This window comes from Coprococcus sp. HCN-4056 (assembly GCF_037892645.1).
Taxonomy (GTDB): Bacteria; Bacillota; Clostridia; order Lachnospirales; family Lachnospiraceae; genus Coprococcus; species Coprococcus ammoniilyticus.
The window spans coordinates 242,588-265,384 of record NZ_JBBKBL010000002.1; the positions used below are offsets into that span (position 1 = coordinate 242,588).

Below are 22,797 nucleotides of genomic sequence, written 5' to 3' on the forward strand. Positions count from 1 at the left end.
CATTTCACGGAGTTTTAATAAATATCTACATTTGTCATCTTGTCTGTCAATTCTATGAACGCCAGCCGGCAGACAGGAATTTATATAAATCTGATTTCTGTATAATAACCGATACACAAAATGCGCGCTGCCACAAAGGGAAGCGCGCATCGTATTGTATGTGTATTATATGTTAGCCTTTATAATTATGCATTTAAGAATTCTTTGCTTGTCTTGACCTTCTTGTTTGGATCCGGACGGAATAACAGGAAGAAGAAAGCAACGATGATCAGGATTGCTACAACAGTGCCGATACCGAATGAGCATGCACCTGTGAAGAGTCCTGCAATTCTGTAAATAACAAGGGATACAAGGTATGCGAAACCACACTGATATCCGATTGCAAACCAGAACCATTTTGCACTGTTCATCTCTCTCTTAATAGCACCCATTGCTGCGAAACATGGAGCACAGAGTAAGTTGAATACGAGGAATGAGAAACCACTTGCTGTTGTGAATGCTTTTGCAAGCTCGCTGTATACAGTGCCTTCCCCACCACCATAAAGGATACCCATAGTACCAACGATGTTTTCCTTAGCAACAAGGCCTGTAATAGATGCAACAGTTGCCTGCCAGTCGCCCCATCCCTGTGGCTTGAAGATCCAGCAGATTGCTCCACCGATCTTAGCTAAGATACTGTGGTCAATCTGATCTTCTGAAAGCATCTGGAATTTACCATCTAGAATACCGAAGTATGTTGTGAACCATACAAAGATTGTTGAGAGGAGGATGATGGTACCGGCCTTCTTAATGAATGACCAGCCACGCTCCCACATACTTCTTAATACAGAACCGATTGTCGGGATATGGTAAGGAGGTAACTCCATAACGAATGGAGCAGGATCTCCTGCGAACATCTTTGTCTTCTTTAAGATAATACCGGAGCAGATAATTGCTGCAATACCGATAAAGTAAGCACTTGTAGCAACCAGTGAAGATCCACCGAAGATCGCACCTGCGATCATTGCAATAAACGGAACCTTAGCACCACAAGGAATAAATGTTGTTGTCATAACTGTCATACGACGGTCTTTTTCATTTTCAATTGTACGAGATGCCATGATACCAGGAACACCACAACCTACACCTACAAGAATAGGAATGAATGACTTTCCCGAAAGACCGAATTTTCTAAAGATACGGTCCATGATGAATGCGATACGTGCCATATAGCCACAGTACTCAAGGATTGCAAGTAAGATGAACAATACGAGCATCTGAGGTACGAAACCAAGTACAGCACCAACACCGGCGATAATACCGTCAAGGATCAGTCCCTTTAACCAGTCAGCACATCCGATCTTATCAAGACCTCTTTCTGCAAGATCAGGAATAGATGGAACGAATACACCATAATCAGCAGGATCGATCTCTGCCATCTCTGTCTTGTTGAAGTATTCTACTGCATCTAAATAAGACATAGCATTTGTCTTATCTTTTTTTGCACCGGCAGGTACTTCTGAATAATATACATCGATATCGTAAGTATCAAGAGTTTCTTCATCTTCCATCTGATACTTAACACTTGCTTCTGTATTTGTATTTGCTTCGATAGCTGCCTTTGTTGCATCAACATCTATAGCATCTTCATCATCTGTTACAAGTACACCATATGCGTCAAGTGCATTTGTAGCTGCATCGTAATCACCGGATGCTTCTTCATAATCTTTGCTTCCGATACCGAATAAATGGAAACCGTCACCAAACAGATTATCATTTGTCCAGTCTGTGCACCATGCACCGACTGTTGACATCGCAATGTAATAAACCAGCCACATTACAATGATGAAAATCGGAAGTGCAAGGATACGGTTTGTAACGATCTTATCAATCTTATCTGAGGTTGTAAGCTTTTCACCCTTTGTATTCTTCTTCACACATTTTCCGATGATAGATGAGATATATGCATATCTCTCACTGGTGATAATACTCTCTGTATCATCATCAAATTTGTCTTCCAGTGCTTTGATCTCATCTTTACAATCCGGAACACTGTCCATCTGCTCTGCAATCTTTGTGTCTTTTTCAAGAAGCTTGATCGCAAAGAATCTCTTTTTTCTTTCTTCAACTGTAAGCTTTGCACTTACGCTGTCGATTGCATCTTCAACAGCCTGATCGAAGCTATGTACACGCTTATTCTGTACTTTCTTCTGTGCTGCCGCAACTGCTTTTTCTTTTACTTCATCAATTCCAGTACCCTTTAATGCCGAGATCTCTACAACCTCGCATCCAAGTGCATTGCTCAGGTTCTTGATATCGATCTTGTCACCATTCTTCTTTACAAGATCCATCATGTTAACTGCCATGATAACTGGGATTCCCAACTCGATCAACTGTGTTGATAAGTACAGATTTCTTTCGATGTTCGTACCATCAATAATATTGATGATCGCATCCGGATATTCCTTGATCAGATAATTTCTGGCAACAACTTCCTCTAATGTATATGGAGAAAGTGAATAAATACCGGGAAGGTCAGTGATGATAATATCTTTGTGACCCTTTAATTTTCCTTCTTTTTTCTCTACTGTTACACCAGGCCAGTTACCTACATACTGGTTTGAACCTGTAAGTGCGTTAAATAATGTTGTCTTTCCACTGTTTGGATTACCTGCCAACGCTATTTTAACTGACATTTTTATGCTCCTTCCTTTTTGTCTGTCATTTTCTATGATTCATCAAATAAGTAAATCATCTGCTTCGTTGTATGTAGGATCGGTATGATCCACACATTTATTCAACAACGATCATTTCGGCATCTGCTTTTCTTAAAGAAAGCTCATAACCGCGTACTGTTACTTCAACCGGATCACCAAGCGGCGCAACTTTTCTGACATAGATTTCTACACCTTTCGTGATTCCCATATCCATGATACGTCTCTTTACAGGTCCTTCGCCAACAAGTTTTGTTACCTTAACTGTCTGTCCAACGGCAACCTCTCTTAATGTCTTCATACCATTTTGCTCCTTCTTTTTCTTTATACATATAAGAACGTCTCCACATATTCAGACCAGATTCTGTGATAGCTTTTCTTCTTATACATTTGTATATATAAACAATTGCACCGGCAGCTACCAATGTGCAAATACTTATATTTCTGTTTTTTCGGTATCCTTATACCATAATTTTGGCTGCCATATCTTTTCCGATGGCAACTCTGGATTCTTTTACATTTACGATCATGTTACCGTTTATCTCTGAAACAACTGTTACTTCTCCACCCACGACAAAACCAAGCTTCTCAAGAAACTGTCTTGTTTCATTTTTTCCACCAACTTTGGTAATGGTCTTTGTTTCTCCAATATTCATAAAAGTTAAAGGCATCATATTCCATCTTCTTTCATAATCGTATAAATTTATCATTAAGCAATATGCTGTTTCAAATTTCATCGTTAGTATATACTAACCATCATTAGAAGTCAATAACATTTTTTAGAAAAATATAACATCATTTAGAAGCTTGTAACGTATCTTAGTCGTATATAACAAAGCTATATTCTTAAAATGCAAATTTATTTATTATACTTGACATTTTTAAACAGTTAGTTTAAACTAATTACAATTATAAAATGAAAGGTTGGATTATTATGGAAAAATATATTGGTACTATTATTGTTGCTGCCATTATTATAATTGTGTGCGTACTTGCGATCCGTTCAATGATAAAAGATAAAAAGTCCGGAAAATCTGTTCAGTGCGGAGGAAACTGTAACAATTGTCACGGATGTCATTAGTTTTATCCTTCTTTCATTTGAACCTTATTCCGGTTTGTGATATAATTTTCTGTAAATAATTTTTTAATGGGGTAAAGCTATGTTAACAACGAATGAATCAGTTGAAAACTATCTGGAAACGATATTGGTATTAAGCAAGAAGCTTCCTGTTGTCCGTTCAGTTGATATCTCAAACGAACTTGGTTATAAGAAATCAAGCATCAGTGTTGCTATGAAGAATCTTCGTGAGAATAACTACATAACAATGAGTGATGCAGGGTTTATTTCACTCACCGATTCAGGAAAAGAAATTGCTGAGATGATATATGAACGACATGAGTTTCTCTCCGCCTGGCTTATACAGCTTGGTGTTGATCCCGATATCGCATCTGCCGATGCTTGCAAGATCGAGCATGTAATCAGTAAAGAAAGTTTTAAAGCAATTAAAGATCATGTATTAAGTGGAGCCAATCACTAGATCTTCTAGTGACTGGCTTTTTTTTCTATCGGATAGAATTTTCTACACATAAAGTTCCCCAACCGACATAGATATTTGGATACGTTCTCGCTGATTTTATCCTTTTCGCTCCCCGGATCAACGAAGCTTTCAGTTTTTCTCCATATAGAAATGGGTCATTTTCATTCACAATTCCCCACTGCATCAGCAGACATGCAGAACCGGATACAAATGGTACCGCCATAGATGTTCCCGACGCAAAGGAATAATCATTTCCCGGATATGCAGTATAAATATCCACACCGGGTGCAGCAAGATCCGGTTTAATCTGATCATTTGCTGTATAACCCCGTCCGGAAAAATATGCAAAATCATCGACATTCTGATCATAGGCCGCTACTGTGATCAGTCCTTCCGCCGTAGAAGGAATCGTTAATGTTCCAAATTCTGTTGGATTTAAGAACTCAACATTTCCGGTCAAACTTGCACGGATTGGCAGATAAGCATCCACTACCCCACTGACGATCTGCTTCGGATGGATCAAAACCTTCCATTGTCCTTTATCAATATAATTATCCCGCCCCTGAAATGAGATAAATATCTCCTGATTCCGGTTATATGGATTCGGCGTTCCATAGATTCCTTTGACAAATGTATTCCGATAAGTTCCGGTTCCAATATTCTGCGATTCACTCAAAGTCAGAACGATATCACCATTTGGTGTAATGATCATAACATCAAACCGGTCGTTATAATTTTTCCATAATTGCAGATTAAAGGATGTCACATAATCACTGACCAACAGATCGATCATACGGTAGGAAGTATTTCCAAGGATTACCCGCTGATGTCTCCGGTTAATCGCATCATTTCCGGTTCCGGTGGATATGGAACACACCGCAAGCCTTGAAACGTCATTGATATAATTTTCCATCAACGAATCACCCTTATGAGAACCATAATTATTACCATAACTAAGATTTACAGATATCGGTTGATTACGTTCTATTCCCTTTCGCAGTGCATAATCAATTCCAAGGATCATTCCCAGTGTAGTCGGAAGTCTGGATGCCGTATCACTTCCTACTTTAATGATCAGAAGCTCCGTCTGTGGAGCTACACCGATATTGGTTCCTGCTGCTATGGCAGTCACCTGCGTACCATGACCGGAGCGATCCTCTGACGGAAGACTTTCTGTGTAGTTTCCATCTAGTATTGCATTCAGTTCTTCATTTGTATAAATGCGTCCAAGTTCGTATGGATTCACATATTTCTTCTGATATTCTGCCTGCTGATCCCATAATTCCAGAATCCTGCTTTTTCCGTCACGGATAAATTCATTATGCCGGTAATCAATACCAGAATCTATAACTGCAAGAAGGGTTCCGCTTCCATCCAGTCCGTAGTTATTAATGAAGGTTCCGGACAGGCAGGAGGCATACTGCGCATAGGATACCTGCTGATCTACACTCTTTGATTTATCCACATACAGGATTCTGGGATCTGCTGCAAATGCATTGATATACACTTCCTTTATTTCTATAATTGCATATCCAGCCAGCAGATAATAGATCCGTGTCAGATATCGATCTACCAAATCTGTAATATCATCATTATAACGGATCAGAAGCTGCCAGCTCCGATCTTTTGCATTGTATCCAACATACAGCTCCGATTCGCTGTCCTCATATGACTGCATGGTCTCCAGTGCAAGTTCCAATTGCGTATCAATATTATTCTCCATTTTCCCTTACCATCCCGCTTTTTATGTATTATTTTTATCTCTTAATCATATGATTTTTTATTGATATTTAGAATATTCTTATGATTTCATCAAATGTTGTTAATTGTTTGAAAATATCGAAAAATGTAAGTAAAGTTGGAACTTTTCCACATTATCAACAGATTTATACACAAAAATAGGATTTTCAGTCTAAAAAACAGGGATTTTATCCCCTGTTTATCCACATTTGTCATATTACGTCGGTATTCCTTGGTTTCAAATTCCTTAATCCGACGTATTATTTCACCGCATCTATATATAATTGCATTTGCAAATCAATTGAAAGAAAAACATATGAATTATTTTTCCAATTTGTTTATTGGCAGAAAACAGAATGTTGTACAGGCAACCGGCTATCTGGATACCGGCAATACGCTGAAAGATATTTCAACCGGCAAACATGTGGTCATCGCCTCACCGGAAATCATGTATGACCTGTTGCCCCTGCAGCTTCATGCGCTTGTATACGATTATACAAATGGGATCCAGCCATTTGATCGAAAGTCCTCCATCTATATGCCGGAGGGCATCCACCTGATCCCCTACCGAACGATCAGTTCGGAATCGGATCTGATGCTGGCATTTGACTGTGACTTTTTCTTTATTAATAATCATATAATCTGCAACCGGCCACTGATCGGGATCAGCAGACATACATTACAGATCAGTCATATGAAGAAATGTATTTTATTAAATTCAGTATATATGAGAAAGGTAAGAAACTATGATAAACACATTCGCAAATCGAGATTTTAAATTTTCAATGGTATCCAATATTATGACCTTATTTCCTTCATCCTCCAGAGATGTCCATTACATAGGCGGGTGTGATATTCTTCCTGCCCCATTAGAACCATATGAAGAAAGTGCCATGGTAGCCGGACTTGGGAACGGCGACGATCAGGAGATTAAAAAAATACTGATTGAACGGAATCTTCGTCTGGTTGTTTATATTGCAAAGAAATTTGACAACACCGGAATTGGCGTAGAAGATTTGATCTCAATCGGTACGATTGGACTGATCAAAGCAATCAATACCTTTAAATGCGACAAAAACATCAAGCTGGCAACCTATGCATCTAGATGCATCGAAAATGAAATCCTTATGTATCTCCGCAGGAACAGCAAACTCCGCATGGAGATTTCGATTGATGAACCATTGAATGTTGACTGGGATGGAAATGAATTATTATTATCTGACATTCTTGGAACCGAGGAAGATACGGTTTACAAGAATATGGAAACAGAAATGGATCATTCCCTGTTAACGGCAGCAGTCTCTCACCTGACAGAACGGGAACGTACCATTATTGAATTGCGGTACGGGATCAACACGATTAACGGTGTAGAACGCACCCAGAAAGAAGTGGCTGACCTGTTAGGAATCAGCCAGTCTTATATCTCTCGTCTTGAAAAAAAGATCATAAAGAAACTAAAAAAAGAAATAATTAAAATGAGCTGATCAGCCTTTAATGATGATAATCGGAAAGTTTTACCTTATATCCGTCAACCATCTGGCGCATTTTCTGGTAATCCTTTTCCTTTAGATCTCCGGATTGTTTCAGATCTTCCACCATCTGATCCAGCTCCTTTAAGGCATCATGTGCGAGATCCTTATAATTGTTTGCAAGATTCATATTCATCTCATTCAGCTTTGCATTCAGTTGTTGTTTAACACTACGTTTCATCATTGTTTCGCACCTCATTTCAGGAAATAATCATTGACACTGTTGTAGCCATGTGTTACTATTACAAAGGTTCACAGACGCCGGCATGTCGGAATTGGCAGACGAGGCAGACTCAAAATCTGTTGGTGGCAACATCGTGCGGGTTCAAGTCCCGCTGCCGGCACTCTTTGTATTTTGCTTAATAAAAAATCTAAGTTTTAAGCCATTTTGTGGCTTTTTTTATTACTCAAAATGCAGGCATTTCAACTTTTTTGCCCAATATTTGCCCACTTGATGCACACCCAAATACAGACTCTTTTACTGCAGCCGGCTGTTGTTGCCGATCTTCTTTGCAACCACAACAAACCGTCCATCTTCTGTATGATACGCACAGGTGGATAAGGTCAGCAGCTTGTCCCCATAGGATGCCGTTTCTTCGATCGTATATGGTGTATTTGCTTTTACCCGGCTGACATAATCATCAAATTTCTCCTTTGATCCCGCATCTGCAAAGTCATATATATTATAATGCTCTGTATCCCCTTCCGGATAGGCTTTTGTATAAAAGGCTGCGATCACTATATATGTACCCGGTCCATCTAAAGTATCAAATATGATCGTCTGATGTTCTTTATAGAAATCTTCATCTTCATATTTTAACAGATCATGAAACATCGTCCCTGCTTTCATATTATGTCCGTATATAATGACATTGTCAGATACCTTCCCTGTCGGAGAACAGTTTGCTGCTGCAAATAACGTACCAGCAGCACTGTAACCCCCCTGAAAATTCCGATGGATATAATATTCTTCATTCTCTGGCGTATACATGACCGGATAATCGATTCTTGTTCCATATATATACAGCCATCCAACAAAGTCTGTATTCTCCTCATATACAGATGCGTACTTTTTATAAACCTTTTTTTCCTGTACTGTTGTATAAACCGGTTTTCCGGTTTCTTCCGTACAATTGTCCTGCTCCACTTCCAGTTTGATCTCTGCAAACGCTGACTCTGCCTGTCTGCTGGTAAAAAAATAAACACCTAGATAGCAGCCACAGCCAAGAAAAACAAGTACACATACTGCAAGTATAAGATTTAACAATATTCCATTCTTTTTTCTTCCACTCTGTGATGAATTCTCATGGTCATTGTTTTGCGTTGCCATTTCTCTGTTATCTGTTTCTTTCCTGTCTGTTAATCCGTTCATCCGAACCAGCATCCTTTCTTGATCACTTTTTCATTTTTGTGTTATTTCCGTACGCTTGTCATTCATTATCCTGAAAGCAAAAAATCTGACCATTCATAATAAACAGTCAGATTTTGAACCTTAAAAATACTTTCTGCTTCCCCAAAGATTATTCCGTTTCAATTCTACATACTCTGCATATGCCTGTTCCAGAATATCCTTTTCGTTCGGAAACTTCAGAAGGTGGTAGGCTTCATGATACTTGTAGTAACCGGAATCCACAAAATATTCTTCACGCTGCGGTTTGCTGTAATAGCTGTCCGCCATCATCAAATACCAGTGTACATCCTTGTTTACCACATCAAAAGCAGTATTAAATGTATAATTGCTTTTTCCTACATACTTAATAATAGATGCGCTAACACCTGTCTCCTCTTTTACTTCTCTAAGTGCAGTCTGATTATGCTCTTCACCTTTCTCAACTGTACCCTTCGGGAGAACCCATCCTTCATATTTGTTTTTGTAGTTTTTGTACAGTAATAATACTTTTCCTCTGAAGATTACCACACCTCCACAGCTTGTTGCTTCGATCACAGCAGTTCCTCCTGTCTTTTCGGTGTTGTAAATGCTTCAAGTTCTACTCACATTCGACTACGAATAAAACTCTGAACCGGCTTACCCTGCCAGTCCTTAATTGGTTATAAGTATATCAGTATTACTGCATTATTTCAAGCTGATTAATTATAATATGCATCAAATATCTTTCTGGCGATTGATGTTGCAGATGCTCCGGTATTGCTTGCATTTTCTATCAGAACGCAGACCACCAGATCCGGATTATTGACATTGGAGAAACCTATAAACCAGGAGTGGGAATCCTTGTTCTCATTAAACTCTGCAGTTCCCGTCTTACCTGCTACTGTATACTCAGCTCCTGAAAAATAATCGGACGCTGTACCATATTCCGTTACCGACATCATAAGCTCTGTCAATGTCTGTGCTTCTGCTGAGGATATAATCCTGCCATAAGAATCCTTGGAGAATTTTTTTACAACGCTTCCGTCACAGTTCTCAATACGATCCATCATATATGGCTTCATAAGAACCCCACCATTTGCGATTGCACACATGACCATCGCATTATGAAGCGGCGTGATCAGTGTCTCTCCCTGTCCGATTACTGTCTGTGGAATCAGGGACTTATCTGTTTTTGATGTCATGGTATAACTGGATTTCTTATAGTAGCCATCATACGGCAATTCTTTATTATACAGAAAGTCTCCGCATAATTTATTTAATGCATCCATATCAAGTTTCGTTCCGATATTGGAAAAGGATGTATTACAGGAATACGCCAGAGAATCCTCCAGGCTAACGGTTCCGTGCACCTTATGATTATAGCAGTGAATGGATACACTGTTAAATATGCCATCCCCCTCACATTCATAGGAATATGACTTATAGTTGGGATTTTCTCTTATATATTCCAGTGTTGTAAGGATCTTAAATGTCGATCCCGGCGGATACATTCCCTGGGTTGCACGGTTTAGTAGACAGGAGCTGTCCGAATTTGCTGTTTCTTCTATAACAGAGGAGATCTGGTTCGGATCAAAATCCGGCTTTGAAACCATTGCTTTGATCTTTCCAGTTGATGGCTCGATCGCTACGACCGCACCATCATTATCACCAAGTGCATTATATGCTGTACTCTGCAGATCATAATCCAGTGTTGTTATAACATTATTTCCCATATCCTTCTTATCAGATAATGCATGATAAATACGATATAAAATATTCTGGTTAGATGTCAGCAGATAATAATTGGAAACCATTTCCAGACCTGCCTGTCCATTGCTATCATAACCAACTGCATGTGCAAACATATTGCTGTATGGGTAAACTCTGTTTTCGTTTCCATCATCATCCGTTTTTGTCTCCGCCAGAACAACTCCGTCATCTGAAATGATCTGACCTTTTATTACTGTTTCTGCATACAGATTCTGTCTTTTGTTGTATGAATTTGCAATATCTGAATCTGCATCGACAACAACATATTTAACAAGATGCACCATCATGCCGATAAAAATAAATATAACAAAATATGTGATCACAAGAACAGGAACATTCTTTTTGTCATTTTTCTGTTTTTCCTGTGCTTCTCTACTCCCCTGAGAATACTTCTTCATGATTGCTTTGTTTGTAGACCGTTTGCTCTTCATTACCACCAACTCCATTATTTTCAAGTACACAGATTCCCTGAATGATTCCAAACAGGAATAATGTGCTCACAACTGAACTTACACCATAACTGACAAGCGGAAGTGTCACACCGGTAGACGGGATAAACTTTGTTACACCGCCAATATTCAAAAATGTCTGGAATATAAAACAGATCGTGAATCCAAATGCAACATTCTTATAAAATGAGTTACGAATCTTCATGGATATATTTATAAAATATATAAAACAACTGATATACATCAGGATCAGACACAGCGCAAACACAACACCCAGTTCCTCACAGATCGCAGAAAAGATAAAATCACTGGACGCTACCGGAACTGCTGTTGGAAGCCCTTTACCCAGACCTCTTCCTTCCATCCCGCCCGATCCGATCGCAAATAGTGACTGGCAAATCTGATATCCGGCGTCATTAATATAGGAAAATGGATCTAACCACGCGTTGATTCGGGTTGTTACATGACTGAATTTGTCTTTTAACAGCGAATATCCAACCGTTGCAATGACTGCTGCACCACCCAGACCACCGATCAGGATCATTGTCTTCTGTGTTGCCAGATAGATCATCATGATAAAGATCATCATAAAGATTGCTGCACCACCCAGATCCTTTTCTGCTACCAGGATCAGCATAAAGATACCGGAAACAAGTGTAACTTTAATGTAATCTTTAAATCCCTTTGCTTTGTTTAAAGCGCTTGCCAGAAAGAATACAAATATAATCTTTACAAATTCCATCGGCTGCAGGGAAATCGATCCAATCTGGATCCAGTTTGTAGAGCCGTATTTGGATACTCCAAGAAATGGAACAAAGACTGTAATTAGAAAACCGATTCCAAGGATTGCATAGAAAATATCCCAGTTTTTCAGATTTTTGCATTTCATGATCACAAGCGGAATAAATGCCGTGATCACCAGTGTGATCGTTGCAAATGCAAACTGTTTTTTTGCCAGATCAAAATCCAGTCTGGTCAGCATGACATATCCGATCAACAGCAAAAATGACATATTATTTGTGATCAATCTGGAAGATTTCTTGTATATTCCATGATACGATACCATATATACAATAGAAACGATCATCTGCAGCAGATAAAAGATCACGATACTGATCGTTTTATATTTTAAAAAAAGTGTCAGATAACATAAAAAATGTATAATAAACACATAGACGATCTGCACATTTAATGCATGATTCTTTTTATCTTCCCGCACCGGTTTCAGCACCGTAAAACATTTAATTGTATACAGAACCATAAAAAATATGATTAAGTATTTTGATATCTCTGTAATAATAGTTGCCATTATTCAATACCCTTTATATAATGTCCTCTTGTATAATCCATCTCATCGAATTCTTCATCCATATCTCCGGCATGGAACTTCATGAGAAGCTCCATCACATTCTTCGTCTGATCTTCGTTTTCGATGGTAAAATCAATCAAATATTCATTGGTTATATCAGTATTTCTGTTATTTGTCAACTGTTTGATATTGTTTGTCGGAACCCCATTATATATAACAGAATAACAATCCCGGCAGTTATTCACACTATAAAAGCGATTGCCCTTTTCATCCCGGAACGAGAAACGTTCTCGTTTATTATAACCACATCCGTCCAGATAGTTATTGACAAAGCACTGGGCTGTGATCATAACCGGCTGATATCCATATAATCTTTCAATATCTGTTTCACAGAGACCGCTCCATTCCTGATGTGTCAGTTCCACAGAACCGATCAGCATTACCTGTGGAAACAGCTCCTTATAGAATAAAACAGCTTCATCATTATATGCATATAAGAATGGATCAAGCAATACCATTCCCTTATATCCCTGCTTCTTCAGAAAACCAATCTCATCTATATTCTTAATATAGATACCCTCAAACATTCCAGACAGAAAATACAGATCTTTTATTCCTTGTTTCTTATTCTCACGCAGGATATCCGGAAAGGAAACATAGATCTTTTTATCTTCTCTCATTTTTCCGATTTCTGCTTCATGCACGATATTATGATCAATTATAACATGTTGTACCAATTTATAATTATTAACAATTCGAAATTGTTCTATTGTTTTTACAGATACATAGCAACCGCATTCCATAGCATCTCTGGTATCTGTCTGTTTCTGATCATAAATAGTTTCCTCCGCCAGCAACTTCTTATCATCCGGTATCGTCCGTTTATATCGTCCGATCAATGCCTGTTCCAACTGGCAGACGGCTTCCCGTCTTAATACATTCAGACTTCCAAGAGAAATAAATATATTCTCATCGCACTCCGCTTCCAGATAGAAGTTAAATCCTGTTCCACCGGTCTTTGACAGCTTATCTATGATCTGCGTCACCTCAACCGGACGTTTTGCAGCCTGTGACACGCATTCTCCGCTTACCTTTACCGAGATATCATCCACATCTGAAAACAACTCCAGCATGATCGGCTTTCCAATCTTTGCAGTCACCTTTCCATAGATATCCGTCTGTTTTTCCTTCTGTATAAACCTTACGTTAATATCATCAATAAGCGCATTATTTCTTGTCCGATAGACCTGCATATCTTTTCGGATCTGCCGAAGATTATTCGCATTCAGTCGGATCTTCTGTCCGGCCTGTGCGGTTATATTCGAAGTCAGTTCAATATTCTGTTCTGTTCCGGTACGGATCTCCAGAACATCCTTTGCCTGAATTCCACGTTCCAGACGGATGTATACATGGGGTGCTTCCACAGCTTCCACTTTACCAATCAATGTACCGGTATGATTCGGACGCTTGTTTGCAAGCATTTCCTTACCGTTCTTCATATAATAATAGCCGGAAGAAAAACCACCGCGGTTATAGATATCCATCAGCCGGTCTGTATGATATTTGATCCGTTTCTCATTCACATGACCGTTTATGTATTCATCTGTAATCTCAGAATATGCATGAACTGCCGCAGCTACATACTCCGGCTTCTTCATTCTTCCTTCGATCTTAAAGGAATCAATCCCAGCCTCGATTAACTGTGGTAAATCCGCAAGTGTACACATATCCTTCATGCTGAGGGCATATTCATGATTAAACTTTCTGCTGTTATATGCCTTTCTGCATGGTTGCGCACAGCGTCCACGATTGCCGCTTCTTCCGCCTGCAAAGCTGCTCATCAGACATTTTCCTGAATAGCAGAAGCACATCGCACCATGCACAAATGTTTCAATCTCAATATCAACTGCTTCTTTAATTGATTTTATTTCTTTTAAGGATAATTCCCTGGCAGGAACAAATCTTGTCAACCCAAGATTTTTAAGAAATTCTGCCCCATAGGTACTGCATACACTCATCTGTGTACTTCCATGTAATGGCAGATCCGGATATGCCTGTGAAAGACTTCTTATAACACCGACATCCTGTACAATAATCCCATCTACACCTTCCCTGTAAAAAGGCTCAAGGTAAGGAATCAGTTTCTTCATTTCACTATTTTTGAGCAAAGTATTAACTGCCATATATAACTTCACATTATGAATATGGCAGTAATCAATTGCTTCCAGTAATTCTGTTGTATCAAAGTTTCCGGCAAATGCACGGGCGCTGAACATATCGCCTCCGGCATAGCATGCATCAGCGCCTGCACTTACCGCAGCTTTCAGCGCATCCATAGAGCCTGCCGGAGCTAAAATCTCAGGTCTATTTAACATTATTTTCTGCTTCCAACTTTATTATTTCTCTCTGCAGAGCATTGACTTTTTCTTTATATTCATCAATCATTTTCTGTGCAGATTCATATTTGATCTGTGTCTCGATCACTTCATGTCTGAGGTCATAAATCTGTTTGTCCTTATCGTCATCCTCCGTCAGCATCTGATTTACCTGAAGCTTCGCTTTGAAGTAATCATCTGCGATATTAAGTGCAAGTAATACACTCTGATATTCTGCATTAAAACGGCGGTAACTTTCGGAAGACTGACATTCCTGGATCTTACCATTGATATAAGAAGCTACATTCTGGAGATATTCTTCACTTTCAAATCCGCTCAATGTATACACTTTATTGTTAATAACCACCGGGATATCATTTTTTTGTGACATGACTCTCCTCCTTTATATTTCATTTTATTTCTTTCATATATATTTTTTACCTGTACCATACAGGTATTATTTTCCCGTAATTCATTTATTGTATGGGCCAAAATAACCTATTCGATAAATGCATCCAGTCCGAAATGCTTATAACACCGTTCTGTTACAACCCGTCCTCTCGGTGTCCGGTTGATAAAACCATTTTTGATCAGATATGGCTCATATACATCTTCAATCGTGCCGGAATCTTCCCCAATGGCAGCAGCCAGAGTATCCAGTCCCACCGGACCTCCACCAAACTTCTCTATCATTGTCATTAATATGTTCCGGTCTGTATTATCAAGTCCCATGGAGTCAACCTCAAGCTTATCCAGTGCTGTCTTTGCAACCTCATAATCGATACAGCCATTGTGGCATACCTGTGCAAAATCCCGGCATCTCTTTAACAGACGATTGGCAAGTCTCGGTGTTCCTCTGGATCGTTTTGCAATTTCAAGTGCGCCCGCATCATCGGTCTCTACACCCAATACATCCCCGGACCGTATTACGATCTGCTTCAATTCCTCCGGTGAATAGAATTCCAGCCGATCAACCATGCCAAATCGGTCACGAAGCGGTGCTGTCAGCATACCGGCTCTTGTCGTTGCTCCGATCAATGTGAATTTCGGAAGATCCAGACGGATTGACCTTGCTCCTGCTCCTTTTCCGATCACGACATCAATCGCAAAATCTTCCATTGCAGGATATAAGACTTCCTCTACCTGACTGTTTAATCTGTGAATCTCATCAATAAATAATATATCATTCTCTGACAGATTATTTAAAATAGCTGCCAGTTCGCCCGGCTTCTCGATTGCCGGTCCTGATGTGATCTTGATATTAACCCCCATCTCATTTGCAACTATGGATGCTAATGTCGTTTTACCAAGGCCAGGCGGACCATATAAGAGTAAATGATCTAACGGTTCATTTCTCCTCTTTGCCGCCTCAATAAAAATCTTCAGATTCTCTTTTACTTTATTCTGTCCAATATATTCATCCAGATACTTTGGTCTCAAACTATATTCACTATTTAATTCTTCTATATCTGCTTCTGTTGAAATAATTCTACCCACTGTGTCCACCTGTATCTGTTTTTATATTAATTTCTTCAATGCTGCCTTTAATATCGATTCTATATCCATCTGACTGGTATCCCCAATCTTTTTTACGGCAAGTGCTGCTTCGGAATTCGAATAGCCCAGATTTACAAGTGCAAGAATCGCATCTCTTGCTGCATTTAAATCTTGTGTATCCTGTACGATCGACTGCTCATAGGCTGCATCCATCATATCTTCCATCTTTAACTTATCTTTTAATTCCAATATGATCCTTGATGCACCCTTGGCGCCGACACCATTTGCTTTTGATATCGTCTTCGTATCCTCTGAAATCACCGCGAGCTGAAGCTCCTGGATCGTAAGAGCTGTAAGGATTGCCATAGCGACTTTCGGACCTACCCCGCTGATTCCGATCAAGATACGGAATACAGATAATTCCTCTTCTGAATGAAACCCATACAATGTCAATTCATCTTCTCTTATATACATGTGTGTGTATATTTTGATCTGCGTTCCATATGCTGGAATATGCTCAAGAAACTTACCAGATACGAAGATCCGATATCCCATACCGTGGTTATCGATCACTATATAATTCTCTCCTGCACTGACAAGTGCTCCTGAAATGTATGCTATCATAATAATATGTCTCCAAATTTTACTATGCCAAGTATAACACAGTTTTCTCATTATGGAAATATCTGATTGATTTTTTGATCGCAGGGGCATATCATGAGATTATTCGATTTTTTTACATTTGAGGTTACATACTATGATTCAATACGACTATACGATGCCACTTTCTTCAGTTAATCTGAACTGGATGAAAGAAACGCCGGATCAATATCTCTTCTTTGATATTGAAACAACCGGATTAAGCGCTGCCCGGTCAGATCTTTATCTGATCGGATATGGAACGATTCTAAACGACGAACAGTTTCGTATTACCTTATTATTCAATGATGACGGTTGTTCCGAGCCAAAGATGCTCGCTGCATTTAAGGATATATTGGCTGATTACAAATATCTCGTTACATACAATGGCGACACCTTCGATCTGCCATATATAAAGGAAAAATACCGACAGTTCCGTCAGGAGATATCCTTCGATTCAATTACCAGTATCGATGTCTATCGGAAAATAAGGAAATATAAAAAGCTGCTTCAGATGGATTCAATGAAACAGTCTGCTCTGGAATCTGTTATGGGAATGGAACGGGATGAATTTCACTCCGGCGGTCTTCTGATCGATACCTACCAGGACTATTTAGGTACAAAAGATACACAATTACAGGATATGCTTTTATCTCATAATAAGGATGACATCTATGGACTTTTCTATGTGTCCGGTTCCCTTACACTTACTTCCTTCTTTGAAGGCAATTTTTCTATATCGAAAACTACCTGTACCGATACACAGTTTACGATCTATATACAGACAGGAAGGCTTGCGATTCCATTTGATACCAACTGTAATGATATACATATATCAGGCATAGATGAAGTCGTGACGATCGATATTCCAGTTATCCATGATACACTGAAATATTTTTATAAGGACTATAAAAATTATTTCTATCTGCCATTAGAACAGACTGCTATCCACAAGGATGTTGCCTGTTATGTCGAAAGTGCTTATAAAGAAAAAGCCCGCCCAGAAACGGCATACACTACAAAAACAAGTTCGTTTATCCGCCAGAACAAGTTCAAGCAGTCACACATATTCAAATATGAACATACTGACAAAGATGGATATATTGAACTGAACGATACTTTCATCAATGACAGGATACAGTTAAAAGAATATCTTCTCAATATCTTAAAGCAGATCAAATAGTTCTGGAACATGTTGCAAAAGCGAAAGTTTCAAGATTGCGGAATAAGAGCAGGGGTACAGATCAAACTGGAACATACATAAAACAATAAATACCCACTGATGAATATTCATCAGTGGGTATTTTACATTTTATAAAAAACAATCTTTGATTATTCTTCTACTGGAGCTTCAACAACTTCTTCTGTCTCTTCCGGAACTGGAAGTAATGCCTTTACGCTCAGGCTGATCTTCTTCTCTTCCGGCTTGAAGTCAACAACCTTAGCTTCAATCTCATCACCAATCTTATATACATCTTCTGGCTTTGCAACGTGATCGTATGAAATCTGTGAAACATGCAGTAATGCATCAACGCCTGGCTCTAATTCAACGAATGCACCAAAGTCAGTCATACGTGCAACTTTACCTGTTACAACTGTTCCAACAGCATATTTCTCTTCTGCATTTAACCATGGGTTTGTCTCATCAAACTTTAAGCTTAATGCGATCTTGTCACCATTGATGTCCTTGATGAATGCCTTAACAGTATCACCAACCTTGAACATCTTCTTAGGGCTTTCTACTCTGCCCCATGACATCTCTGAAATATGAAGAAGTCCATCAGCACCACCGAGGTCAATGAATGCACCGAAATCTGTTACATTCTTTACTGTACCTTCTACTGTCATGCCAACTTCAATCTTTTCGAATAATTCTTTTGCAGCTGCAGCTTTTCTCTCAACAATCAGTTTCTTTCTGTTACCAATGATTCTTCTCTTCTTAGGATTGAACTCTGTAAGCTGGAATTCAATATCCTGGTCTAAGTACTTATCAAGGTTCTTTTCATATAAGTCAGATACAAGACTTGCTGGAATGAAGATTCTTGTCTCTTCGTAAAGAACATTTAAGCCGCCATTTACAACCTGAACAACCTTACCTGTAAGAATGTCACCATTGTTAAATGCTTCTTCTAACTTCTCGTTTACTTTCTCTGCTGCAACTCTCTTGTATGAAAGAGCTACCTGTCCTTCACCATCATTTGTCTTGATAACCTTAACAGTGATTGGATCCCCAACTTTTACCAACTCTGTTAAATCGACGTTTGGAGTGTTTGTATATTCATTTCTGGTAATGATACCGTCTGACTTATACTTAATATCAACTACAATCTCATCCGGCTTAACACCGATAATTGTACCGTCGATAATCTCTCCCTGTCTGATTGACGCCTTGCTTTCATCATTTTCTAACATCTGTTCAAAACTTAACTCTGCCATGCTACTATGAACCTCCTTAATAATATAATTTGGGGTAGATGCCCCCGCAGTAATACCTACCCTACTAACGGATTCAAAAGTAGTCAAATCCAAATCAACGAGTGTCTGTATATAGTAAGTATTCTCACATTCTTGTTTACTAATATCATATAGCTTCTGAGTATTAGAACTGTTTCGACCACCTATAATGATCATAGCATCTACAGTCTTTGCAATATCTCTTGCTTCCGTCTGTCGAACTGCCGTTGCATTACAGATTGTCTCATGAACAACCACATTATACAATTTTTTTCGAATAATATCAACAATATCTTTAAATTTATTCTTATTAAAGGTGGTTTGTGATACTAAACTGAAGTTAATATGCTCAAAATCCGGCTCATTTTCTATATTTTTCACCAAATTTTCCGCTTCTGAAACGCTTTGTACTGTATATGATTTCGTCTCACACCAGCCAATTATACCCTCAACTTCCGGATGATCTTTATTTCCAACAATGATTATGCGGTTCCCTTTTTGGCTCTCATCCTGTACGATCGTATGGATTTTTTTCACAAACGGACAGGTTGCATCTACCACATTGACATGTCTGGCTTCTAACTGTTCCATAACATCTTTTGATACTCCATGTGACCGGATAATAACCGTTTCTTCTTCCTGCTGATCAAGCTCTGCAAGATCTTCGATCACCAATACTCCCTTTTTTCTCAGATCCTCGATTACTTCTTCATTATGAATGATCGGGCCATAGGTATATACATGCTGTTTCCCGGCTTCTTTATACGCTGTATCAACGGCACGTTGTACCCCAAAACAGAATCCGGCCGACTTTGCTAATATAATTTCCATATTTTGTCCATACTCCGGTTTTATTTTTCTGCGATGCTGATGATCTTAGCTACAACCTCATCGATACCAAGATCTGAGCTGTCAAGATATACAGCATCATCTGCCTGCTTTAACGGCGCGATTGGACGTTCCATATCCTGTTTGTCCCTTGTAATAATATCAGCTTCGATCTTATCAATATCCGGTGTTTCCCCCTTTGCTATCAGTTCATCGTATCTTCTCTTTGCACGAACTGCAGAAGAAGCGGTCAGATAGATCTTTACTTCTGCATTTGGAAGAATGTTTGTACCGATATCCCTACCATCCATAACAACATCATTTTCTCTTGCAAGCTTTCTCTGAAGATCTAACAGTTTTTCTCTTACACATGGGATAGCAGATGATTTGGATGCCATGTTACCCACTTCTTCTTTTCTGAGGCTTCCGGTTACATTCTCACCATTCAGATATACCTGCTGTGCATGATCTTCATAACAGATTGTGATCTCAATCCCTGTTATCTCATTAGCAACTGCATCTACATCCGTTACATCGATCTTTGCATTCAATAATGCAAGTGCAACTGCACGATACATTGCTCCGGTATCTACATAAATATATCCAAGTTTTCCTGCTACCAATTTTGCTATTGTACTTTTTCCTGCTCCTGCAGGTCCATCAATTGCTATATTCATTTTTTCTCTCCTTTTATCTATTTACTTTATTAACTTTCTTCTGAGCATGCAAGTCCTGCCAGATATCCGGTCGACCATGCGATCTGCAGATTAAATCCGCCCGTCAGTGCATCTACATCCAGAACCTCCCCTGCAAAATACAGGTGATCTGCAAGCTTCGATTGCATCGTTGAAGGATCAACCTCTTTTACATTGACACCGCCTTTTGTAATGATTGCCTCATCAAAGCCGCGAAGCCCCTGAAACGAAAGTGTAAAATGTTTGAGTACGGTTACTAAATTCTTCCGTTCTTCCTTTGTGATCGAATTCACCTTCTTATATGGATCGATTTCTGAACGTTTTATAACTACATCAATCAGTTTGACAGGAAGCAGATCACCAAGCGAATTATGAAAATCTTTATTTGTATATTTACTAAAATCCCGAAGGATACGATCATCCAGCATTTCTTCCGTCATTGCAGGCTTCAGATCGATATACATACTTAAATCTTTATCCAGATATTTATGAAGATATGCAGATGCCTTTATTACCAGAGGGCCGCTGATGCCAAAATGTGTAAACAAAAGTTCTCCCTGTTCTTCAAACAGACACTTCTTACCACATTTTATCACAAGCTCTACATTTTTTAATGATAGTCCCATAAGTTCTTTGCAAAATTCATTCTTTAATTCAAATGGAACAAGTGATGGTAAAGGCACTTTGATCGCATGACCGGCGCTCTCTGCAAACCGGTAACCATCTCCGGTTGATCCGGTAAGCGGATACGATATCCCGCCGGTTGTTATGACGACTGCATCTCCATACACATCTTTCTTTCCATGTGCCGTCTTGATCTGTACGCCTTTTACTACCTGATCTTCTATAATAAGCTTCTGAACTTCCGTCTGTAGTTCTACTGTAATCTCCTGATTTCGGTTTAATTTCGTTTTTAATACTCCGATCACGTCAGATGAATGATCGCTGACCGGAAATACACGATCTCCGCGTTCTACCTTTGTCTTTAGTCCAAGTTTCTCAAAGAAATCAATCGTCATCTGATTATCAAAGGTATAAAACGGACTGTACATGAATTTACTGTTTGTTGTCACCGACTGAAAAAAGCGGTCTGCATCCCCTGCATTTGTCAGGTTGCATCTCCCCTTACCTGTAATGAATAACTTCTTTCCAAGGCGATCATTCTTTTCAAATAATACAACCTCGCAGCCATTTTCCGCAGCTGTGATCGCAGCCATCATGCCGGCCGCACCACCACCGACTACTATTATTTTTTTCATTGCATCATCCTCTTTAAACCTTCATTCGATATAGTCACTAACAGTCTGTAGCTTTCTTTTAACTGTAGCTCCGGTGTGATATGTTCAATCGAACGTCCGTCTTCCTTTACCAGAATGATATTCATATTATAACTTCTTCTGAAATCAAGTTCTTTTAATGTCTTGCCGACCCATTCCGGTCGAACCGAAATCTCTGCTACATTGACGTTATCCGAAATCTCAAAGAATTCCAGAAAATTGCTGCATAAGAGCTTTCTTGCAACATTGATTCCGGCATCCTTTTCCGGATAGATAACTTTATCCGCTCCGATCTTGGACAGGATCTTTGCTGCTTCATCGTTATTCGATTTAGCAAGAATATATGGAACGCCCAGTTCTTTTGCTGTTATAATCGTCATTGCACTGGCTTCCAGATTATCACCCATTGCAACTACAACACCATCCATATTCTCAAGTCCTGCTTCTTTCAGGCTCTCTGTCTCACATACATTAACCGTCACTGCACATGTAACCCGTGATGAGATCCGCTTCACACATTCAGGATCACTGTCGATTGCCAGAACCTGCGCACCGGACTCCATCAAAGTAAGGGCAACATTCGTTCCAAATCGTCCAAGCCCTACTACCGCAAATGATTTTTTCATACTTTCCTC

22 protein-coding genes and 1 tRNA gene are annotated in these 22,797 nt (G+C 39.2%); 6 read left to right on the plus strand and 17 right to left on the minus strand.

From position 1 onward, the window contains the following. Positions 1-185 precede the first annotated feature (185 nt). From feoB to WKT03_RS03615, 3 genes are all read right to left on the minus strand, one after another. Positions 186-2,675, minus strand: a complete 2,490-nt coding sequence (feoB, locus tag WKT03_RS03605; protein ID WP_117784872.1) for a ferrous iron transporter B — start codon at positions 2,673-2,675, stop codon at positions 186-188. Between the two features lie 97 nt (positions 2,676-2,772). Further along, entirely contained in the window at positions 2,773-2,994 is a 222-nt protein-coding gene (locus tag WKT03_RS03610) for a FeoA family protein (RefSeq protein WP_008400791.1), read from the minus strand. Between the two features lie 160 nt (positions 2,995-3,154). Beyond that, positions 3,155-3,367 carry a FeoA family protein gene (locus WKT03_RS03615; protein ID WP_044945044.1) on the minus strand — a complete coding sequence of 71 codons (213 nt, stop codon included), beginning with the start codon at positions 3,365-3,367 and terminating at the stop codon, positions 3,155-3,157. A 260-nt stretch (positions 3,368-3,627) separates the two neighbouring features. On the opposite strand from WKT03_RS03615, the gene WKT03_RS03620 reads away from it, so the two are divergent. Both WKT03_RS03620 and WKT03_RS03625 read left to right on the plus strand, forming a co-directional pair. Beyond that, a complete protein-coding gene (locus WKT03_RS03620; RefSeq protein ID WP_117784873.1) occupies positions 3,628-3,774 on the plus strand; it encodes a FeoB-associated Cys-rich membrane protein in 147 nt (48 codons plus the stop codon). Between the two features lie 79 nt (positions 3,775-3,853). After that, positions 3,854-4,231, plus strand: a complete 378-nt coding sequence (locus WKT03_RS03625) for a metal-dependent transcriptional regulator (RefSeq protein ID WP_021943827.1) — start codon at positions 3,854-3,856, stop codon at positions 4,229-4,231. A gap of 25 nt (positions 4,232-4,256) precedes the next feature. On the opposite strand, the gene WKT03_RS03630 is transcribed toward WKT03_RS03625, so the two are convergent. Further along, entirely contained in the window at positions 4,257-5,954 is a 1,698-nt protein-coding gene (locus tag WKT03_RS03630; RefSeq protein ID WP_117784874.1) for a S8 family peptidase, read from the minus strand. Positions 5,955-6,272: 318 nt separating this feature from the next. Here WKT03_RS03630 and WKT03_RS03635 point away from each other — a divergent pair, with 318 nt between their 5' ends. Continuing rightward, positions 6,273-6,749, plus strand: a complete 477-nt coding sequence (locus WKT03_RS03635) for a sigma-E processing peptidase SpoIIGA (protein ID WP_262529325.1) — start codon at positions 6,273-6,275, stop codon at positions 6,747-6,749. 7 nt (positions 6,750-6,756) lie between these two features. Further along, positions 6,757-7,455, plus strand: coding sequence for an RNA polymerase sporulation sigma factor SigE (gene sigE / locus WKT03_RS03640; RefSeq protein ID WP_226801017.1), 699 nt, complete (start codon positions 6,757-6,759; stop codon positions 7,453-7,455). A 7-nt stretch (positions 7,456-7,462) separates the two neighbouring features. On the opposite strand, the gene WKT03_RS03645 is transcribed toward sigE, so the two are convergent. Further along, entirely contained in the window at positions 7,463-7,684 is a 222-nt protein-coding gene (locus WKT03_RS03645; RefSeq protein ID WP_021943823.1) for a hypothetical protein, read from the minus strand. A gap of 76 nt (positions 7,685-7,760) precedes the next feature. On the opposite strand from WKT03_RS03645, the gene WKT03_RS03650 reads away from it, so the two are divergent. Further along, positions 7,761-7,844 (plus strand) — tRNA-Leu (locus WKT03_RS03650). Between the two features lie 134 nt (positions 7,845-7,978). On the opposite strand, the gene WKT03_RS03655 is transcribed toward WKT03_RS03650, so the two are convergent. From WKT03_RS03655 to ruvA, 8 genes are all read right to left on the minus strand, one after another. Beyond that, on the minus strand, positions 7,979-8,872 hold the full coding sequence (locus WKT03_RS03655) for a class B sortase (protein WP_021943822.1): 894 nt from the start codon (positions 8,870-8,872) through the stop codon (positions 7,979-7,981). Between the two features lie 120 nt (positions 8,873-8,992). Continuing rightward, entirely contained in the window at positions 8,993-9,445 is a 453-nt protein-coding gene (locus WKT03_RS03660) for an NUDIX hydrolase (RefSeq protein ID WP_008400781.1), read from the minus strand. Positions 9,446-9,588: 143 nt separating this feature from the next. Then, positions 9,589-11,070 (minus strand): peptidoglycan D,D-transpeptidase FtsI family protein, encoded by a 1,482-nt coding sequence (locus WKT03_RS03665; protein ID WP_340390921.1) that lies wholly within the window; start codon positions 11,068-11,070, stop codon positions 9,589-9,591. Continuing rightward, positions 11,012-12,397, minus strand: a complete 1,386-nt coding sequence (locus WKT03_RS03670) for an FtsW/RodA/SpoVE family cell cycle protein (RefSeq protein ID WP_340390922.1) — start codon at positions 12,395-12,397, stop codon at positions 11,012-11,014. The genes WKT03_RS03665 and WKT03_RS03670 overlap by 59 nt, the downstream gene beginning before the upstream one ends. Further along, positions 12,397-14,772 carry a U32 family peptidase gene (locus WKT03_RS03675; protein WP_021943819.1) on the minus strand — a complete coding sequence of 792 codons (2,376 nt, stop codon included), beginning with the start codon at positions 14,770-14,772 and terminating at the stop codon, positions 12,397-12,399. Before WKT03_RS03675 ends, WKT03_RS03670 begins: the two co-directional genes overlap by 1 nt. Beyond that, positions 14,762-15,163: a cell division protein ZapA gene (locus WKT03_RS03680; protein WP_008400777.1), complete on the minus strand. Its 402-nt coding sequence runs from the start codon at positions 15,161-15,163 to the stop codon at positions 14,762-14,764. Before WKT03_RS03680 ends, WKT03_RS03675 begins: the two co-directional genes overlap by 11 nt. A gap of 107 nt (positions 15,164-15,270) precedes the next feature. Next, on the minus strand, positions 15,271-16,269 hold the full coding sequence (gene ruvB / locus WKT03_RS03685; protein ID WP_021943818.1) for a Holliday junction branch migration DNA helicase RuvB: 999 nt from the start codon (positions 16,267-16,269) through the stop codon (positions 15,271-15,273). Positions 16,270-16,290: 21 nt separating this feature from the next. Further along, positions 16,291-16,893: a Holliday junction branch migration protein RuvA gene (gene ruvA, locus WKT03_RS03690; RefSeq protein WP_117784877.1), complete on the minus strand. Its 603-nt coding sequence runs from the start codon at positions 16,891-16,893 to the stop codon at positions 16,291-16,293. A 133-nt stretch (positions 16,894-17,026) separates the two neighbouring features. Here ruvA and WKT03_RS03695 point away from each other — a divergent pair, with 133 nt between their 5' ends. After that, positions 17,027-18,091, plus strand: a complete 1,065-nt coding sequence (locus tag WKT03_RS03695; protein WP_117784878.1) for a ribonuclease H-like domain-containing protein — start codon at positions 17,027-17,029, stop codon at positions 18,089-18,091. Between the two features lie 149 nt (positions 18,092-18,240). Here WKT03_RS03695 and WKT03_RS03700 read toward each other — a convergent pair whose 3' ends face one another. The 4 genes from WKT03_RS03700 to WKT03_RS03715 are packed head-to-tail and all read right to left on the minus strand — an operon-like array spanning position 18,241 to position 22,788. Then, entirely contained in the window at positions 18,241-20,193 is a 1,953-nt protein-coding gene (locus WKT03_RS03700) for a bifunctional 4-hydroxy-3-methylbut-2-enyl diphosphate reductase/30S ribosomal protein S1 (RefSeq protein WP_117784879.1), read from the minus strand. A gap of 20 nt (positions 20,194-20,213) precedes the next feature. Next, positions 20,214-20,867 (minus strand): (d)CMP kinase, encoded by a 654-nt coding sequence (gene cmk / locus WKT03_RS03705; RefSeq protein WP_021943814.1) that lies wholly within the window; start codon positions 20,865-20,867, stop codon positions 20,214-20,216. Between the two features lie 29 nt (positions 20,868-20,896). Further along, positions 20,897-22,144: a BaiN/RdsA family NAD(P)/FAD-dependent oxidoreductase gene (locus WKT03_RS03710; protein WP_021943813.1), complete on the minus strand. Its 1,248-nt coding sequence runs from the start codon at positions 22,142-22,144 to the stop codon at positions 20,897-20,899. After that, on the minus strand, positions 22,141-22,788 hold the full coding sequence (locus WKT03_RS03715; RefSeq protein WP_021943812.1) for a potassium channel family protein: 648 nt from the start codon (positions 22,786-22,788) through the stop codon (positions 22,141-22,143). The genes WKT03_RS03710 and WKT03_RS03715 overlap by 4 nt, the downstream gene beginning before the upstream one ends. Between the last annotated feature and the right edge of the window lie 9 nt (positions 22,789-22,797).

Excerpts from the sequence above, each read along its gene's own strand:
- WKT03_RS03625 (WP_021943827.1), top strand. The coding sequence starts at position 3,854 with ATGTTAACAACGAATGAATCAGTTGAAAACTATCTGGAAACGATATTG.
- feoB (WP_117784872.1), bottom strand. The coding sequence starts at position 2,675 with ATGTCAGTTAAAATAGCGTTGGCAGGTAATCCAAACAGTGGAAAGACA.
- WKT03_RS03665 (WP_340390921.1), bottom strand. The coding sequence starts at position 11,070 with ATGAAGAGCAAACGGTCTACAAACAAAGCAATCATGAAGAAGTATTCT.
- sigE (WP_226801017.1), top strand. The coding sequence starts at position 6,757 with ATGGTATCCAATATTATGACCTTATTTCCTTCATCCTCCAGAGATGTC.
- WKT03_RS03710 (WP_021943813.1), bottom strand. The coding sequence starts at position 22,144 with ATGAAAAAAATAATAGTAGTCGGTGGTGGTGCGGCCGGCATGATGGCT.
- WKT03_RS03630 (WP_117784874.1), bottom strand. The coding sequence starts at position 5,954 with ATGGAGAATAATATTGATACGCAATTGGAACTTGCACTGGAGACCATG.
- WKT03_RS03675 (WP_021943819.1), bottom strand. The coding sequence starts at position 14,772 with ATGTTAAATAGACCTGAGATTTTAGCTCCGGCAGGCTCTATGGATGCG.
- WKT03_RS03680 (WP_008400777.1), bottom strand. The coding sequence starts at position 15,163 with ATGTCACAAAAAAATGATATCCCGGTGGTTATTAACAATAAAGTGTAT.
- WKT03_RS03615 (WP_044945044.1), bottom strand. The coding sequence starts at position 3,367 with ATGATGCCTTTAACTTTTATGAATATTGGAGAAACAAAGACCATTACC.
- WKT03_RS03620 (WP_117784873.1), top strand. The coding sequence starts at position 3,628 with ATGGAAAAATATATTGGTACTATTATTGTTGCTGCCATTATTATAATT.
- WKT03_RS03715 (WP_021943812.1), bottom strand. The coding sequence starts at position 22,788 with ATGAAAAAATCATTTGCGGTAGTAGGGCTTGGACGATTTGGAACGAAT.
- WKT03_RS03670 (WP_340390922.1), bottom strand. The coding sequence starts at position 12,397 with ATGGCAACTATTATTACAGAGATATCAAAATACTTAATCATATTTTTT.
- WKT03_RS03645 (WP_021943823.1), bottom strand. The coding sequence starts at position 7,684 with ATGATGAAACGTAGTGTTAAACAACAACTGAATGCAAAGCTGAATGAG.
- WKT03_RS03700 (WP_117784879.1), bottom strand. The coding sequence starts at position 20,193 with ATGGAAATTATATTAGCAAAGTCGGCCGGATTCTGTTTTGGGGTACAA.
- WKT03_RS03610 (WP_008400791.1), bottom strand. The coding sequence starts at position 2,994 with ATGAAGACATTAAGAGAGGTTGCCGTTGGACAGACAGTTAAGGTAACA.
- cmk (WP_021943814.1), bottom strand. The coding sequence starts at position 20,867 with ATGAATATAGCAATTGATGGACCTGCAGGAGCAGGAAAAAGTACAATA.
- WKT03_RS03695 (WP_117784878.1), top strand. The coding sequence starts at position 17,027 with ATGATTCAATACGACTATACGATGCCACTTTCTTCAGTTAATCTGAAC.
- ruvA (WP_117784877.1), bottom strand. The coding sequence starts at position 16,893 with ATGATAGCATACATTTCAGGAGCACTTGTCAGTGCAGGAGAGAATTAT.
- WKT03_RS03655 (WP_021943822.1), bottom strand. The coding sequence starts at position 8,872 with ATGAACGGATTAACAGACAGGAAAGAAACAGATAACAGAGAAATGGCA.